We start from the raw sequence: 13,816 nt of genomic DNA on the forward strand, positions 1-13,816 counted from the left end.
TGTTTAGGGCACTTTGGGGCTCAGGCCCGAATAATTGACCCTTAGCTCAAGACGCCCCTGCTGGCTGGCTGCGCGGTTCTCGCCGGGGCCCAAGATTGATAGGACCCTAGCAACGCAGGTCGCCCAGATTACCGAAGTAGTTCGGCGTGAATTCAACCAGAAACTGGCGGCGTTTAGGGCTCCTTTGCAAAGCCCTGGCTGATCCATCGAGCGCCGCGAACTATAGCTACGCCGACGAGATACCAAACGAACGCCCAAGCCAGAACAACACATCCTGCCCTGAATGCGTCGGAGAAGTTGTTCCACTCCCAGACTGATCCTCGGGTCAGGTAGTATGTCTGCATCTCGTCGTACCAGATCATACCCGCTACCAAAGCAGCGCCTGCCCAATAGACAATTCCGATAGCCTTTACGATCCGACGCAACCCTTCACGCCAGTTCATCGACGTTGCCCCAGACGGATCAGATCAAAGATCGCCCATAATATGAAGGCTGGAGTATAATGCAGGAAGGCCGTTCCACCGTCCCAAGGACCACCGTCGGCGAAACCTGCCCCGCCTAGGATTATAGCCGTGACATACGCGACCGCATAGGCTTGCAAGACGCGTTTCGACTCAGGCGCTTTTCTGAACTTCTTGAAGAGCCAGAGCCAAAGACGGGTCCACAAGAAGACGAAAATCATCGCGCCCACAAGGACGCCAAGCCAGTAAGCCACCGACCTCTCCCACCCCATTATCGTCGTGCATACCGACAGATCGCTGACGCTTGCACGAAAATGATCCGTTGTCGTGTGGGTTAGGGTGCCTAGTCCTACCCATCTATAGTTCCGACACTGGCTGAGCAGCCTTTGCCTTCCGCGTGCCTTCCAGACGTTTTTCAGACGGCAAAAAAGCAAGCTCAACCGGCGGCTTTGAAATCGTCCAACCGCGACAGCGTTCTGACGCAGCGTCCTATAATCTGGATCCCGGCCGTCGCCGGGATGATCGGGTTGAGGCAACAGAAAAACTAAATGACCGACCAGAACTTCTAACCTTCAATCGCGCCCGTCGCGGTTGCCGTCCGCCTGCCCGCGAAACACATAGATTGACCGCTCCTCCCCAAAGGTCGTCATGCTTCGTCGCTTCTTCGCTATCCCGCTCTGGCAGCGGACCGCCGCCGGTTTCGCCCTGGGCATCATCGCCGGCCTGATCCTGCGGGAGCAGGCGACGGTCTGGCTGCAGCCGATCGGCGATGTCTATCTGAACCTGATCCGCATGGTGGTGGCGCCCCTGGTGCTGTTCACCATCGCCAGTTCGATCGCCAAGCTGGGCGAAGGGGTCGGCGCGGTGCGGCTGGGGGTGCGGACCCTGGTCTGGTTCGCCATAACCTCGCTGCTGGCGGTGCTGGTCGGCTTTGCGTTCGGGCATCTGATCAATCCGGGGGTGGGCCTGTCCAACCTGCCGCTGGGCGAGGTGAAGGAGCGGGTGATCCCGACGCCGCTGGACGTCCTGCTGGGCATAGTGCCGACCAACCCCTTTGCAGCGCTGAGCGAAGGCAAGGTGCTGCAGATCATCTTCTTCTCGGCCCTGATGGGCGCGGCCTTGGTGGCGCTGGGCGACCGGGCGCAGACGGCGCGACGGCTGATCGATGAAGGCGCGGCCCTGGTGTTTCGCATCACCCGCTGGGTGATCCAGTTGACGCCCTTCGGGGTGTTCGGCCTGATCGGCTCGGTCGTCGGCGGCTATGGCTGGGAGGCGCTGCTGCCGCTGGGCAAGTTCATCTTCGCCATCTACGCGGCCTGCCTGTTCCACATCCTGATCGTCTATTCGGGGCTGCTGAAGCTGCACGGGCTGAAGATCACCAGCTTCTTCCGCGGAGCGTTTGCGGCCCAGCAGACGGCCTTCGCCACCTCTTCGTCGCTGGGCACCCTGCCCATCACCCTGCGCCAGACGGTCGAGCGTCTGGGCGTGCCGCAGGCCTATGCCGCCTTCGCCGTGCCTCTGGGGGCCAATGTGAAGATGGACGGCTGCGGGGCCATCTATCCGGCCATCGCCTCGATCTTCATCGCCCAGTATTTCAGCATCGACCTGAGCCTGACCCAGTATGTCCTGATCGGCCTGACGGCGGTGCTGGGGTCGCTGGGGACGGCGGGGGTCCCGGGAACCAGTATCGTCATGCTGACCCTGACCCTGTCGACGGCAGGCCTGCCGCTGGAGGGCATCGGCTATATCGTCGCCATCGACCGGATCATCGACATGATGCGTACGGCCACCAATGTCACCGGCCAGATGCTGGTCCCCGTCCTGGTCGCCAAGGAGGAAGGCATCCTGAACGAGGACATCTATAACGGGCACGTCGCCTGGCTGCCGGGCGATCCCGAGGCGGAAACGCCGGAAGGGGTGCGCGCCGCCGGTATTTGATCGAATGGGCTTGCCGTCGTCGGAATCGCGGGCTACATCGCGCCTCCCGACGGCCCAAGCCTTTTCGATTTGGCCGTTCTGCGCTGGACGCGTAGCTCAGCGGGAGAGCACCTCGTTCACACCGAGGGGGTCACAGGTTCAATCCCTGTCGCGTCCACCATCCCTTCCCTTCTACTGAACAGCGCCGCTCTCGGCGACTGCGCTATCGGGCCTCGCGGTTTCGGCGTAGCCTGCGCGCAGGAGAGGAGCGGACCATGGGTTCTGGCGTTCTCAGGGCGGGTCTGATCGACCGCTCGACCACCAGTCGTCGCCACCTGCTTTCCGGAGCAGGCATGGCGGCCGGCGCCGCCTTGCTGGGTGGCCGCAGCGTCATGGCCCAGACCACGCAGGCGTCCCAGGACATCATCTTCACCGGCGGGCCGATCCTGACGATGGAGGACGCCGCCCCGACCGCCGAGGCGGTGGCGGTGCGGAACGGCGTCATCGTCGCTGTCGGCTCGCTGGATGCGGCACGCGCTGCGGTGGGCCGTGGCGCCCAGACGGTGAACCTGGACGGGCGCACACTACTGCCGGGTTTCTTCGATCCGCACGGCCATGTCTCCATGGTCGGGCTGCAGGCGCGCTACGCCAACCTGCTGCCCGCGCCTGACGGTCAGGGCGACGACATCCCGGCCCTGCAAGGCATCACGCGCGGCTGGATGAAGGCGCACGAGCAACTGGTCCGCGAGACCCAGCTGGTCATCGGCTTCGGCTATGACGACTCGCAGTTGAAGGAGCGTCGCCACCCGACCGGCAAAGAACTGGACGCCATCTCCGACAGCGTGCCGATCTTGTTCCTGCACCAGTCCGGCCATCTGGGTTCAGCCAACAGCGCGGCGCTGGCGGCGGCGGGCGTGACCGCCTCGACGCCCAATCCCGACGGCGGCGCCTTTCGCCGGGAAGACGGCTCGCAACAGCCCGACGGCGTGATGGAGGAAACCGCCCTGTTTGCGGTCATGGGCGCCCTATTCACCCGCCTCGACGCCCAGGCCAATATGGAGATGGTCCGCGAAGGCGCCCGCTTCTATTCCAGCTTCGGCTACACCACAGCCCAGGACGGGCGGTCCTCGACCGGAACCTGTCAGCTGATGGCCGGCATGGCCGAGCGCGGCGAGTTGCCCATCGACATCCTGTCCTTTCCCGACATCCTGACCTCCACCGACGTCATGGCGACGCCGCTGTATCGCAAGACCTATGTCGGCAAGTTCCGCATCGGCGGGGTCAAGCTGACGCTGGACGGCTCGCCCCAGGGCAAGACGGCCTGGCTGTCGCAGCCCTACTACATCCCGCCCGAAGGCAAGCCCGCCTCCTATCGCGGCTATCCCGCCGTGTCCGAGCAACAGGCTCTGGACGCCGTCGAACTGGCCTTCAGAAACGACTGGCAGATCGAGGTCCACGCCAACGGCGACGCCGCCATCGACCTGCTGATCGGCGCGGTGCGCGAGGCGACGAACAAGCTTGGCGTCAAGGACCGCCGCCCGGTCCTGATCCACGGTCAGACCACGCGGATGGACCAGTTGGACGCGCTGAAGACGCTGGGCATCGTGCCGTCGCTGTTCCCCATGCACACCTTCTACTGGGGCGACTACCACAGGGACTCGGTGCTGGGACCGCGCCGTGCCGAGATCATCTCGCCCTGCCATTCCGCCATCCGTCGCGGGATGCGCTTCACCACCCACCACGACGCGCCGGTGGCCAATCCGGACGCCATGCGGGTGTTGTCGGCCACCGTCACCCGCCGCACCCGCTCTGGCGATATTCTCGGTCCCGACGAGCGCGTGCCGGTCGACGTCGCCCTGAAGGCCATGACCCTGTGGGCCGCCTGGCAGCACTTTGAGGACGACCGGAAGGGGTCGCTGGCCGTCGGCAAGCTGGCCGATCTGACCCTGCTAGGCGACAACCCCATGACCATCGATCCCGACAGGCTGGCCGGGATCAAGGTCCAGGCCACCTGGAAAGAAGGCCGCGAGGTCTGGCGCCGCTAGACTGGCCTAGCCGCCGTAGCCGCGTCCGCCGCCGCCGAAGCCGCCGCGCGAAACGACCGTGGTGCGGCTCTGCACCCGGCTGGGCGCCTGACGGGCCACGTCGCCATATTCCCGGCCGTTGGTCAGGGTCTTGCCCGTGCGATAGTCGCGATAGGCGTAACCGCCGCCGTAGCCGTTGGAATACTGGTTGTCGCGGTCGCGGTACACCGGGCCGCCGCCGCGATAGCCGCCGCCGTTCAGCATCTGGCCGACGACGAAGCCGGCCAGCAGCGGCGTGAAGAAGGAGCCGCCGCCGCTGTTGTTCGGCTGGCACTGGGACGGGCCCCACTGGCCTTCACATTCGGACTGGGTGGCGTAGCGCGGCGCGGTCTCGGCGGCGGCTTTCTGGGCGGCGGCCTGGGCGGCGTCGCATTCGGCGTCCGAAATGTCGTTGGCGGCGCGGCACTCGTCCAGCGAGGTATAGACCGGGGTGGGCTCAGGCTCGGGGCCGGCCACGCGCTGGGGCGACCCGCAGGCGGCCAGAGAGAAGCTGGCGGTGGCCATCAGGCTGCTGACGTGCAGGACGCGCGAGCGCTTCATCCGGCGCATCGTTGCGGTCTTCGGCAGGTCCTTGGGATCGGTCATCGCGGTCACGCCGTCATGCAGGCGGCGTTGAGCAAGCCCACGCAGATAGAGATGGCGGCCAGATAGACGGCAGCGGCGATCTCGCCCGCCTCGATGCGGACGACCAGGTTGCGGAAGGCCATGCGGCTGATGGTGACGAAGACCAGGATCTGGATGACACCCGCCAGCAGGGCCCAGGCGGCGAACTCCATCAGGCTGACGGTGTGCGACAGGGCCGAGGCCAAGGGCAGGACATATCCGATCAGGGCGCCCCCGAGAGCAATGGAAGCGGCGGTGTTGCCTTCCCGGATCAGCGTATGCTCGTGATAGGGCGTGACCCACTGGTAGATCAGCTTGAACGCCAGGGTGAAGACCCCGGCCATGGCGAAGGCGATCAGGAAGGCGATCGCCCCCTGCTGAAACGTGAACCAGTCGAACATCTGCTGCATCTCCCCAGGCGCCGTCAGGCGCGAAACTCGGCCATTTCCAGCGGAATGCCGATGATGATTTCGTGTGTCGTCTCGCCGCCCTCGGGCTGCTGCTCCAGGGCGATCATCAGTTCGCGTCCGCCCGCCAGATCACGGCCGTACAGCATGCAGGTCTGGAAGATCTTCGCATAGGGCGTAACCGCCGTGCGGTCGTCCCAGATGGTCTCCCACAGAGTGACGGGCGGCTGGACGGCGTCGCTCTCGGCGAACCAGAAGCGCGGATAGTCGGGCAGTTCCTCGGCCGCGCCATGAAACACCGGCGCCGACAGGCGGTCGCGCCAGATACGGCGTTCGCGCTCGCCCGGCGGATAGGCCGAGGTCCAGGGGATGAACAGGCTGAAGTCGTAGCTTTCGGCCCCCGCCTCGTCGTCGCTCATGGCCTGAAGCATGACGTGGTCGTCGGTATAGAAGCGGTGGACGAACTGCCCACCGTCCAGCGTGACCAGACCCTGGGCCGTGATATCCAGGACGTCGCGATCCAGGGTGAAATGGGTCTCGTCGCCCAGCCGACGCCAGGCCAGCGGGTCCAGCGCCACGGTGCGGCCCACGGTGATGTTGCGCACCGTCGCCAGCCGCGATGCGGGCGCGGCCTTGTCCGACTGTCCGAAAAGCTTCTTGAACATGGGCGACTATCTAGGCCTGCCGCGAGCCGACTGCGAGCGAACACAGACGGTGCGACCGAATGATGCGGGTCATGGTCTGAAATTCCGTCCTGCATTGCTCGATGTCAAGCGTTCATGTTACGCGTTACATGAAACATGACCAAGCCCCCCGCCCCTCCCTCCGCCGCGACCGATCGCATTCGTGCGTGGCGTCAGGCGCGTCGCGAGGCCGGACTGGTCAAGCTGGAGCTCTGGGTGCCCGAGGCCGCACGCGACGACGTCAAGGCGGCCGTCCGCGCCATCATCACCGATTCGACCCGCGGCCCCCATCTCGCCGGACGAGACCTTGCCGGCCGGGCGCGCCGCCCCACTTCTGATCCCATCACTTCTGGAGACGACCACCACATGGACGCCGTGATCGAAACCCCCTGGACCGTGCCGGCCATCAAGGAGGCGATGGACGCCTCGCCCCTGGTCCGCGAGGGCGAGATGAACCTGCGCGTGCTGGAGGGCGCCGAGCCCGTTCTGCTGGCGACGATGCACGAATACGGCGACCTGCCGGTCTATCTCAGCGTCGGCGGGGCCCAGATCGTCTGCTCGGTGCTGCTTTGGCCCGTGGCGGAGCAGGCCGACCGCCACGCCTTCAACGAGTTCCTGCTGAAGGCCCAGCGCGTGGTGCCCCTGTCGAACTTCGCCATCACCAATGTCGGCGGCGAGGACGTCTATGAGCTGATGGGCGAGCTGTCGTGCAAGACGACGCTGCAGACCATCCTGATCGAGTTGCGCACCCTGGCGGAAAACGCCATCGACGCCACCGAACTGCGTGAAACCTTCGGCGCCGACGCCGCCTGATCCCGGAGACCCCACCATGTCCATGCTCAGAAAACTCTCCGCCCTATTTCGCGGCACCGCCCATGACGCGGCCCAGGGCGTCGTCGACGCCAACGCCCTGAAGATCCTGGATCAGGAAATCCGCGACGCCGACAACGCCCAGGGCAAGGCGCGCGACGACCTGGCCGGCCTGGTGGCGCGCCGCCGCATGGCCGAAAACGAAATGGCCAGCTTCCACGACCAGATCGCCAAGTATGAAAGCTCGGCCCGCTCGGCCCTGGGTCAGGGCAAGACCGATCTGGCCCGCGAGGTCGCCGGCCGCATCGCCGAACTGGAAGTCGAGATCAACAGCCGCGGCCCGCTGATCGAGGACATGAAGACGGCTGAGGCGCGGCTGCGCACCGCCATCGCCTCGACTGACCAGAAGATCGAGACGCTTCGTCGCGAGATCGACATCGTCAAGGTCAACGAGTCCGTCCAGCGCGCCCAAACCTCGGTGGCGCTGAACTCGGCGGGCGCCCAGTCGCGCATCGGCTCGGCCGCCGACAGCCTGCAACGCATCAAGCAGCGTCAGGCCGTTCAGGAAGAAAAACTGCGTGAGAACCAGGCCCTGGAAGACCGTCGCACCGGCGCCGATCTGGACGCCAAGCTGCGCGACGCCGGCATCCTGCCGGGCCATTCCTCGGCTGACGACGTCCTGGCCCGTCTGACCCAGAAGGACGTGACCATCGTCACCCCGCGCATTGGTCAATCTACTCAAGGCGTGGCGACGCCCGACAAGGACCCGGCCTGATCCATGCAACGTCTGCGCCTTGATCCCCGTCCCGACTGGGACGCCCAGGCGGAAAGCCTCGGCTTCACCTGGCGTCACACCGGCGGCGAACTCTATTGGGACGAAACCGCCGCCTATGCCTTTACGATGGCCGAGGTCGAGGACGGGATCGAGGCGCCGACCGAGGAACTGCATGGCTTCTGCCTCGATCTGGTCGCCGAGGCGGTCCAGTCCGAGCGGTTGATGGAGCAGCTCGACATCCCCGAGCCCATGCGGGACTACGTCGCCGACAGCTGGAAGCGGGGCGATCCGTCGCTCTACGGCCGCTTCGACTTCGCCTATGACGGCACCGGTCCGGCCAAGCTCTACGAATACAACGCCGACACCCCGACCAGCATCTATGAGACGGCGGTGTTCCAGTGGCTGTGGCTGGAGGATCAGATCAAGGCGGGCGTCCTGCCCGCCGACGTCGATCAGTTCAACAGCCTGCACGAGAAGCTGGTCGACCGGTTCCGCGCCATCTTCCCTGACGGCGGCTTTGTGCATTTCAGTTCCGACGCCAACTTCGTCGAGGATCGCCAGACCGTGCGCTTCCTCGAAGACCTGGCGCGCCAGGCCGGGCTGGACCCGCAGTTCGTGGCCATCGACCAGATCGGCCTGAACGCGGACGGCCAGTTCGTGGACCACGAGAACTGGATCATCCAGGCGATGTTCAAGCTCTATCCGTGGGAGCAGATGCTGCGCGACGACTACGCCGCGCCCCTGCCGACGGCGGGCGTGACGGTGCTGGAACCGGCGTGGAAAAGCATCCTGTCCAACAAGGCGATTTTGCCCCTGCTGTGGGAACGCCACGCGGGCCACCCCAACCTGCTGGAAGCCTATTTCGAGGACGACCCGGCGCATTCAGCGCTCGGATCATCCTATGTCCGCAAGCCCTTGTTTTCGCGTGAGGGCGCCAATGTCGAACTGATCGACCAGGGCCGCAGCACCGCCGAGGTCGTCGACGGCGGCTATGGCGGCGGCCGCTGGATTCGTCAGGCTTTGCACAACCCGCCCAGCTTCGACGGCAACCATGTCATCGTCGGTTCCTGGGTGGTCGGCGACGAGGCCGCCGGCATGAGCCTGCGCGAAGACACCAGCCTGATCACTCGCAACACCTCGCGCTTCCTGCCCCACTTCATTCGCGACTGAGCCGGCCGCTTACGACGGCCTGTCCAGGGTGAGTTGGATGACGTCCGTGCGTGTGGACCTGAATCCGGCCTCGCAATAGGCGAGATAAAAGCGCCAAAGGCGGTGGAAACGCTCGTCAAAGCCGGCGCCGGCCCGGCCGATCTCGCTCCAGGCCGCCTCGAAACGGCGCGCCCATTCGGCGAGGGTGTCGGCATAGTCGCGTCCAAAGCGCTCCGTCCGGTCCCAGGCCAGACCGGCGCCCGCCACCACAGGCGCCAGCCTCGCCTCCGAGGGCAGAGAGCCGCCAGGGAAGACGTATTTCTGAATAAAGTCCGTGCGAGCGTCGTACTCTTCAAACAGCGCGTCCTGGATGGTGATGACCTGCAGGCCGGCCCGTCCGCCGGGCTTCAGGGCGCTGCGGACCTTGGCGAAGTAGGTCGGCCAGTACTCACGCCCTACCGCCTCGAACATCTCGATCGACGCCACGCGATCAAACTGCCCCGCCACATCGCGATAGTCGATGAGCTGTATGTCGGCCTTGTCCGCCAGCCCAGCTTCGAACAGGCGGCGGCGGGCGAAGTCATGCTGTTCGCGGGAAATGGTCACGCCGGTGACCGTCGCCCCGATCTCGCGGGCGGCGAACTCGGCGAAGCCGCCCCAGCCGCAGCCGATCTCCAGCACGCTGTGGCCCGCCCTGAGGTCCATCATGCGAGCGAGGGCGGCGTACTTGGCCTGCTGAGCCTGTTCGAGAGGCTGATCCGGGCGCTCGAAACGCGCCGACGAATAGGTCATCGAGCGGTCAAGCCAGCTGGCGTAGAAGGCGTTGCCGAGGTCATAGTGGGCATGAATATTACGACGCGACCCGCGACGGCTGTTGCGGTTGAACCTGTGCCCCAGCCAGTTGATTCCGTTCATCAGCGGATTGCCGTCGAACAGCCGCCGGATGTGGTCGTAGTTGTTGACCAGGGTCTCCAGCAGGACCGGCAGTTCCGGCGCATCCCACTCGCCCGCCATATAGGCCTCGGCAAAGCCTATATCGCCGCCCCTGAGCACGCGGGCCGCAAAGCGATAGCTGCGAATGTTCATCACGGCCGCGTGGCCCGGCTGCTTGCCGACCAGGCGACGATGGCTGCCGTCAGGCAGGATGAGGGTCAGTCGTCCCCAGGTCCAGTTCGCGGACAAGAGACGCAGAAGCAGACCGAAGACAGGCGATGGAGATCGCTTCTCGCTCTGGACGCCATAGAAGGTCGTGGTCATGGCTTGCTAAAGCCCCGGCAGGAGGAAGAGGTCATTCATCGTCTTCAGGACGTGAAACGGCTTTGAGGGTCTTCAGGGCGCCCAAGGCCCGTTCGCGCGCCTCGGCGTGATCGACAATGGGTCGCGGATAGTCCCGCCCCAGTCGCACTCCAGCATCAGCCAGCGCCGATGACGGCGCCGTCCAGGGCGCATGGATCCAACGATCCGGCAGACGCCCGATCTCTGGAACCCAGTGTCGGACGTACCGTCCCTGAGGATCGAACTTCTCGCCTTGAGCGACGGGGTTGAATATCCGGAAATAGGGCGACGCGTCCGCCCCGGAACCCGCGACCCACTGCCAGTTCTGCGCGTTGCTGGCCAGGTCGGCGTCCGACAACGTGTCCCAGAACCAGGCCTCGCCCTCACGCCAGTCGATCAACAGGTGCTTGATCAGGAAGGAAGCGACCACCATCCGCACCCGGTTGTGCATGGTCCCCGTCGCCCAAAGCTGACGCATGCCGGCGTCCACCAGAGGATAGCCGGTCCGTCCCGCCCTCCACGCGGCCAGAGCTGCGGGATCATCACGCCACGGCATGGCGTCATATTCAGCCTTGAACGCTCGCTCGGGCAGATAGGGGAAATGGTGGAGCAGATGAGCCGAGAATTCCCGCCAACCGATCTCGGCGACGAACTTGTCGGCTTCCGCCGAAGCGACGCTGCCGGAGGTTGCGGCTGCGCGCGCCGTGTTCACCGCCCGCCAGGGGCTGATCTCGCCCCAGTGCAGATGGGCCGACAGGCGGCTGGTCGCCGATCTGTCCGGCCGATCGCGATCAAGCGCATAGGCGTTCAGCCGCTTCTCGACAAAGTGGGTCAAGGCCGCCTTTGCCCCCGCCTCGCCCGGGGCCCCGACAAAACCCGCCGACCAGTCGGGCCTGGTCGGATGCAGGCTCCAGTGCTCGATCTCCTCGCTGGCCAGGTCTTGAGGGACGATGAACGACGCCGGCGCTACGGTCGGCTGCGGCGCTCGGGCCGTCGCCAGCAAGGCCTTATGAAACGGCGTGAACACCTTGTAGGGAAGACCTGATCCGTTCAGCACTGCGCCCGGCCGGCAGAGCAGGGTCGCGTTGAAGCCAACACACTCTACGCCCTCGCCCTTCAAGGCATGAGCAATGTCGGCGTCCCGGGCGAAGGCGTCAGGTTCGAACAGACGGTTCATGAAGACCTGACCGGCCCCTGTCTCCGCGATCAGATAGCGCAGCTCCGCTTCAGCCGGCCCCCGTCGCAGGATCAACCGCCCACCGCGCCCTCGCAGATCTCGGTCCAGCGCGCGTAGGGACTTGTCCAGCCACCAGCGGGAGGCGCCGCCGAGACGGCGCCCCTCCCCCGTCTCGTCCAGGATATAGAGCGGAATAACGGGTCGCCCGGTCGCGACCGCAGCGCCCAGGGCGGGATTGTCATCCAGTCTCAGGTCGCGGCGAAACCAGAGGATGACCGGAGAGGCGGCCTTATCGACCAAGACGGCTCTCCCGCGCGCGATGCTGAATGGTCACGGGTTCCCACGCCGGGGACGGCTGACGGGTCAGACGAACACCCTTGAGCCATAATATCAGGGCCTCCCAATGGATGGCGGCCACGACCTTCAGCGTCATGAACGGCAAGGCGATCGCCGCCCTCCACAGCTCACGATCCAGAAGCGGGCGCCTCTCGGCCGACATGGCGGCCGTAATCAGCAGGCCCTCTGCGTCGAAGCCGTTGATCGTCAGGGCCAGACGCTGATCCGGCGCATGGCCAAGAAATTCGTAGTCCATCTCCATCCCCATGAAGGGCGAGACATAGAGGGCCTTGGCCGCGCCCTGACGAATCAGACCCGCCGCCTGATCCTCTTCGGGAACCGGAACGACATAGGCGTGACGCACGCCGAACGTGCTGGTCACCTCATAGATCATGGCCGCCAGCCGCCCATCGGCGTGGTGGCAGTAATAGAGGCTGATCGGATTGAAGACATAACCCAGGACGCGCGGCATGGTCACCAGACGGACAGGCCCGTCGCCGATCATCACGCCCGCCCGCTTCAGCCAGGCGTCTACCTGCTCGCGCAAGGCCGCCCCGGAGCCGTCGCCGTGGTCCCGGTCATGGAAGGACAGCAGATTGAAGCGGTTGCGTGAGAAGAAGTGAAGCCTTCGGTCAAGCGCATCAATCTCGGCCAGATCCAGCATGAGCCAGAAGACACGATAATTCAGCCGGTGCTCCTTGGGCCGCAGCCGACGGTGCATGACGCCGCCACGATAGAGGGCGGAGGCCTGGGTCACGCCGCATTCTCCAGGGCTCCCGCCGCCGCGGCTGGCGACAGATGGATACGACCGCTTTCGTTCTCGACCGACCAGGGGCGCCGCACGCCGCCGAGTTGCTCGGCCACGGCGAGGCCCGATTGCAGGCCATCCTCATGAAAGCCCGCGCCGAAATGGGCGCCGCAGAACCAGACGCCGCCCTGCCCTTGCAGATTCCACAGCTTCTTCTGCGCCTGAATGGCGGCAGGGTTGAAGATGGGGTGTTCGTAAAGTTCGCTACGCAGCAGGGTGTCCGGGCGGGGCGGGCGCGGCGGGTTCAGGGTGACAAACAGATCCTGCCCCGGCAGGCCCTGAAGCTTGTTCATCCAATAGGTGACGCAAAGGCCGTCGTTCGCGCCGATATAGTTCCAACTGGCCCAGGCGCGGCGGCGCTGCGGCATCAGACCGGCGTCGGTGTGCAGCACGGTCAGGTTTCGGCTGTAGCGGAAGGCGCCCAGAACCTCTTTCTCGCGCGGCGTGGGCTCCGCCAACATGGCCAGGGCCTGATCGGCATGGGCGCCGATGACCACATGGTCGAAACGCTCGACGCCCCCCTGGCTGTCATGCACCGTGACGCCCTCGTCCGTGCGCACCACCGCTGTCGCGCCGGTGTTCAACCTTACGTCGTCGATCGCCCGGGCCAGTTGCTCGACGTAGACACGGCTGCCGCCCTCGACGGTTCTCCACAGCGGACGACCGACGAGCTTGAGCAGGCCGTGATTGCCGCAGAACCGGATGAAGGCCTCAGCCGGATAGTCCATCAGCGTATGCGCCGGAGACGACCAGATCGCCGCCGCCATCGGCAGCAGGTGATCATCACGGAAGGCTTCGCTGAAACCCTCGCGCCTCAGGTAGTCGCCCAGCGTCAGATCGGGATCGGTGAGCCCGCCCAGGTCGATGGGAGCTTCCCGATAAAAACGCAGTATCTCGCTGAGCATGGACCAGAAACGCGGACGCAGGACGTTGCGCCTCTGGGCGAACAGCCCCGGCGCGGCATACTCGAAACGACCGTCGTCCAGTGAAACCGCGAAAGACATGTCGGTGGCGCGGGTCTCGATGCCCAGATGCGCGAACAGGGCGATCAGATTCGGATAGGTTGCGTCGTTGAAGCAGATGAAGCCCGTATCGACGGCGACATCGCCCGTCGCCACGCCCGCAGTGACGGTGTTGGAGTGGCCGCCCAGTCGGTCGGCCTTCTCATAGAGGGTGACCTGATGGCGCTGCGACAGCAGCCAGGCGGAGGACAGGGCCGCCACGCCGGAACCCACGACGGCGATCTTCAAGGAATGACCGGAACGAGGGGCGGACGAATGGGTCATGGAAGCTCCGAAACGCGCCCGCCAAAATGGCGGCGGGCTTGATCA

The 13,816-nt window shown here is 65.4% G+C and carries 12 protein-coding genes and 1 tRNA gene; 6 read left to right on the forward strand and 7 right to left on the reverse strand.

The window, feature by feature from the left end:
- The first annotated feature begins 1,109 nt into the window (after nucleotides 1-1,109).
- The 3 genes from ACOZBP_RS03985 (at nucleotide 1,110) to ACOZBP_RS03995 (ending at nucleotide 4,423) form a co-directional block, all read left to right on the forward strand.
- Nucleotides 1,110-2,399 (forward strand): dicarboxylate/amino acid:cation symporter, encoded by a 1,290-nt coding sequence (locus ACOZBP_RS03985; protein ID WP_422675148.1) that lies wholly within the window; start codon nucleotides 1,110-1,112, stop codon nucleotides 2,397-2,399.
- An 85-nt stretch (nucleotides 2,400-2,484) separates the two neighbouring features.
- Nucleotides 2,485-2,559, forward strand: a tRNA-Val gene (locus ACOZBP_RS03990).
- A gap of 94 nt (nucleotides 2,560-2,653) precedes the next feature.
- Nucleotides 2,654-4,423 carry an amidohydrolase gene (locus ACOZBP_RS03995; RefSeq protein WP_422675149.1) on the forward strand — a complete coding sequence of 590 codons (1,770 nt, stop codon included), beginning with the start codon at nucleotides 2,654-2,656 and terminating at the stop codon, nucleotides 4,421-4,423.
- Nucleotides 4,424-4,429: 6 nt separating this feature from the next.
- Here the strand turns inward: ACOZBP_RS03995 and ACOZBP_RS04000 are convergent, their stop codons facing one another.
- Genes ACOZBP_RS04000 through ACOZBP_RS04010 form a run of 3 tightly spaced genes read right to left on the reverse strand, consistent with a single transcriptional unit; the run spans nucleotide 4,430 to nucleotide 6,137 of the window.
- Nucleotides 4,430-5,047 (reverse strand): DUF1190 domain-containing protein, encoded by a 618-nt coding sequence (locus ACOZBP_RS04000; RefSeq protein ID WP_422675150.1) that lies wholly within the window; start codon nucleotides 5,045-5,047, stop codon nucleotides 4,430-4,432.
- 5 nt (nucleotides 5,048-5,052) lie between these two features.
- Complete coding sequence (locus ACOZBP_RS04005) at nucleotides 5,053-5,466, reverse strand: DUF350 domain-containing protein (RefSeq protein WP_114816733.1); 414 nt, start codon at nucleotides 5,464-5,466, stop codon at nucleotides 5,053-5,055.
- Nucleotides 5,467-5,489: 23 nt separating this feature from the next.
- Nucleotides 5,490-6,137 (reverse strand): DUF2491 family protein, encoded by a 648-nt coding sequence (locus ACOZBP_RS04010; RefSeq protein ID WP_422675151.1) that lies wholly within the window; start codon nucleotides 6,135-6,137, stop codon nucleotides 5,490-5,492.
- Nucleotides 6,138-6,272: 135 nt separating this feature from the next.
- On the opposite strand from ACOZBP_RS04010, the gene ACOZBP_RS04015 reads away from it, so the two are divergent.
- Genes ACOZBP_RS04015 through ACOZBP_RS04025 form a run of 3 tightly spaced genes read left to right on the forward strand, consistent with a single transcriptional unit; the run spans nucleotide 6,273 to nucleotide 8,910 of the window.
- Nucleotides 6,273-6,968, forward strand: coding sequence for a YjfI family protein (locus ACOZBP_RS04015; protein WP_422675152.1), 696 nt, complete (start codon nucleotides 6,273-6,275; stop codon nucleotides 6,966-6,968).
- A 16-nt stretch (nucleotides 6,969-6,984) separates the two neighbouring features.
- Nucleotides 6,985-7,740 (forward strand): PspA/IM30 family protein, encoded by a 756-nt coding sequence (locus ACOZBP_RS04020; RefSeq protein WP_422675153.1) that lies wholly within the window; start codon nucleotides 6,985-6,987, stop codon nucleotides 7,738-7,740.
- Between the two features lie 3 nt (nucleotides 7,741-7,743).
- Nucleotides 7,744-8,910, forward strand: coding sequence for a glutathionylspermidine synthase family protein (locus tag ACOZBP_RS04025; RefSeq protein WP_422675154.1), 1,167 nt, complete (start codon nucleotides 7,744-7,746; stop codon nucleotides 8,908-8,910).
- Nucleotides 8,911-8,919: 9 nt separating this feature from the next.
- Here the strand turns inward: ACOZBP_RS04025 and ACOZBP_RS04030 are convergent, their stop codons facing one another.
- From ACOZBP_RS04030 to ACOZBP_RS04045, 4 genes are read right to left on the reverse strand one after another with little or no spacing between them, the layout of a single operon-like run.
- A complete protein-coding gene (locus ACOZBP_RS04030) occupies nucleotides 8,920-10,146 on the reverse strand; it encodes a class I SAM-dependent methyltransferase (protein WP_422675155.1) in 1,227 nt (408 codons plus the stop codon).
- 31 nt (nucleotides 10,147-10,177) lie between these two features.
- A complete protein-coding gene (locus ACOZBP_RS04035) occupies nucleotides 10,178-11,641 on the reverse strand; it encodes a cryptochrome/photolyase family protein (RefSeq protein WP_422675156.1) in 1,464 nt (487 codons plus the stop codon).
- Nucleotides 11,631-12,434 (reverse strand): DUF1365 domain-containing protein, encoded by an 804-nt coding sequence (locus ACOZBP_RS04040; RefSeq protein WP_422675157.1) that lies wholly within the window; start codon nucleotides 12,432-12,434, stop codon nucleotides 11,631-11,633. The genes ACOZBP_RS04035 and ACOZBP_RS04040 overlap by 11 nt, the downstream gene beginning before the upstream one ends.
- On the reverse strand, nucleotides 12,431-13,771 hold the full coding sequence (locus ACOZBP_RS04045; RefSeq protein WP_422675158.1) for an NAD(P)/FAD-dependent oxidoreductase: 1,341 nt from the start codon (nucleotides 13,769-13,771) through the stop codon (nucleotides 12,431-12,433). Before ACOZBP_RS04045 ends, ACOZBP_RS04040 begins: the two co-directional genes overlap by 4 nt.
- Nucleotides 13,772-13,816 lie beyond the last annotated feature (45 nt).

This window comes from Brevundimonas sp. NPDC058933 (assembly GCF_049315965.1).
Taxonomy (GTDB): domain Bacteria; phylum Pseudomonadota; class Alphaproteobacteria; order Caulobacterales; family Caulobacteraceae; genus Brevundimonas.

Coding starts and splice junctions, on each gene's coding strand:
- ACOZBP_RS04000 (WP_422675150.1), bottom strand. CDS start 5,047: ATGACCGATCCCAAGGACCTGCCGAAGACCGCAACGATGCGCCGGATG.
- ACOZBP_RS04010 (WP_422675151.1), bottom strand. CDS start 6,137: ATGTTCAAGAAGCTTTTCGGACAGTCGGACAAGGCCGCGCCCGCATCG.
- ACOZBP_RS04045 (WP_422675158.1), bottom strand. CDS start 13,771: ATGACCCATTCGTCCGCCCCTCGTTCCGGTCATTCCTTGAAGATCGCC.
- ACOZBP_RS04020 (WP_422675153.1), top strand. CDS start 6,985: ATGTCCATGCTCAGAAAACTCTCCGCCCTATTTCGCGGCACCGCCCAT.
- ACOZBP_RS04025 (WP_422675154.1), top strand. CDS start 7,744: ATGCAACGTCTGCGCCTTGATCCCCGTCCCGACTGGGACGCCCAGGCG.
- ACOZBP_RS04015 (WP_422675152.1), top strand. CDS start 6,273: ATGACCAAGCCCCCCGCCCCTCCCTCCGCCGCGACCGATCGCATTCGT.
- ACOZBP_RS04005 (WP_114816733.1), bottom strand. CDS start 5,466: ATGTTCGACTGGTTCACGTTTCAGCAGGGGGCGATCGCCTTCCTGATC.
- ACOZBP_RS03985 (WP_422675148.1), top strand. CDS start 1,110: ATGCTTCGTCGCTTCTTCGCTATCCCGCTCTGGCAGCGGACCGCCGCC.
- ACOZBP_RS04030 (WP_422675155.1), bottom strand. CDS start 10,146: ATGACCACGACCTTCTATGGCGTCCAGAGCGAGAAGCGATCTCCATCG.
- ACOZBP_RS03995 (WP_422675149.1), top strand. CDS start 2,654: ATGGGTTCTGGCGTTCTCAGGGCGGGTCTGATCGACCGCTCGACCACC.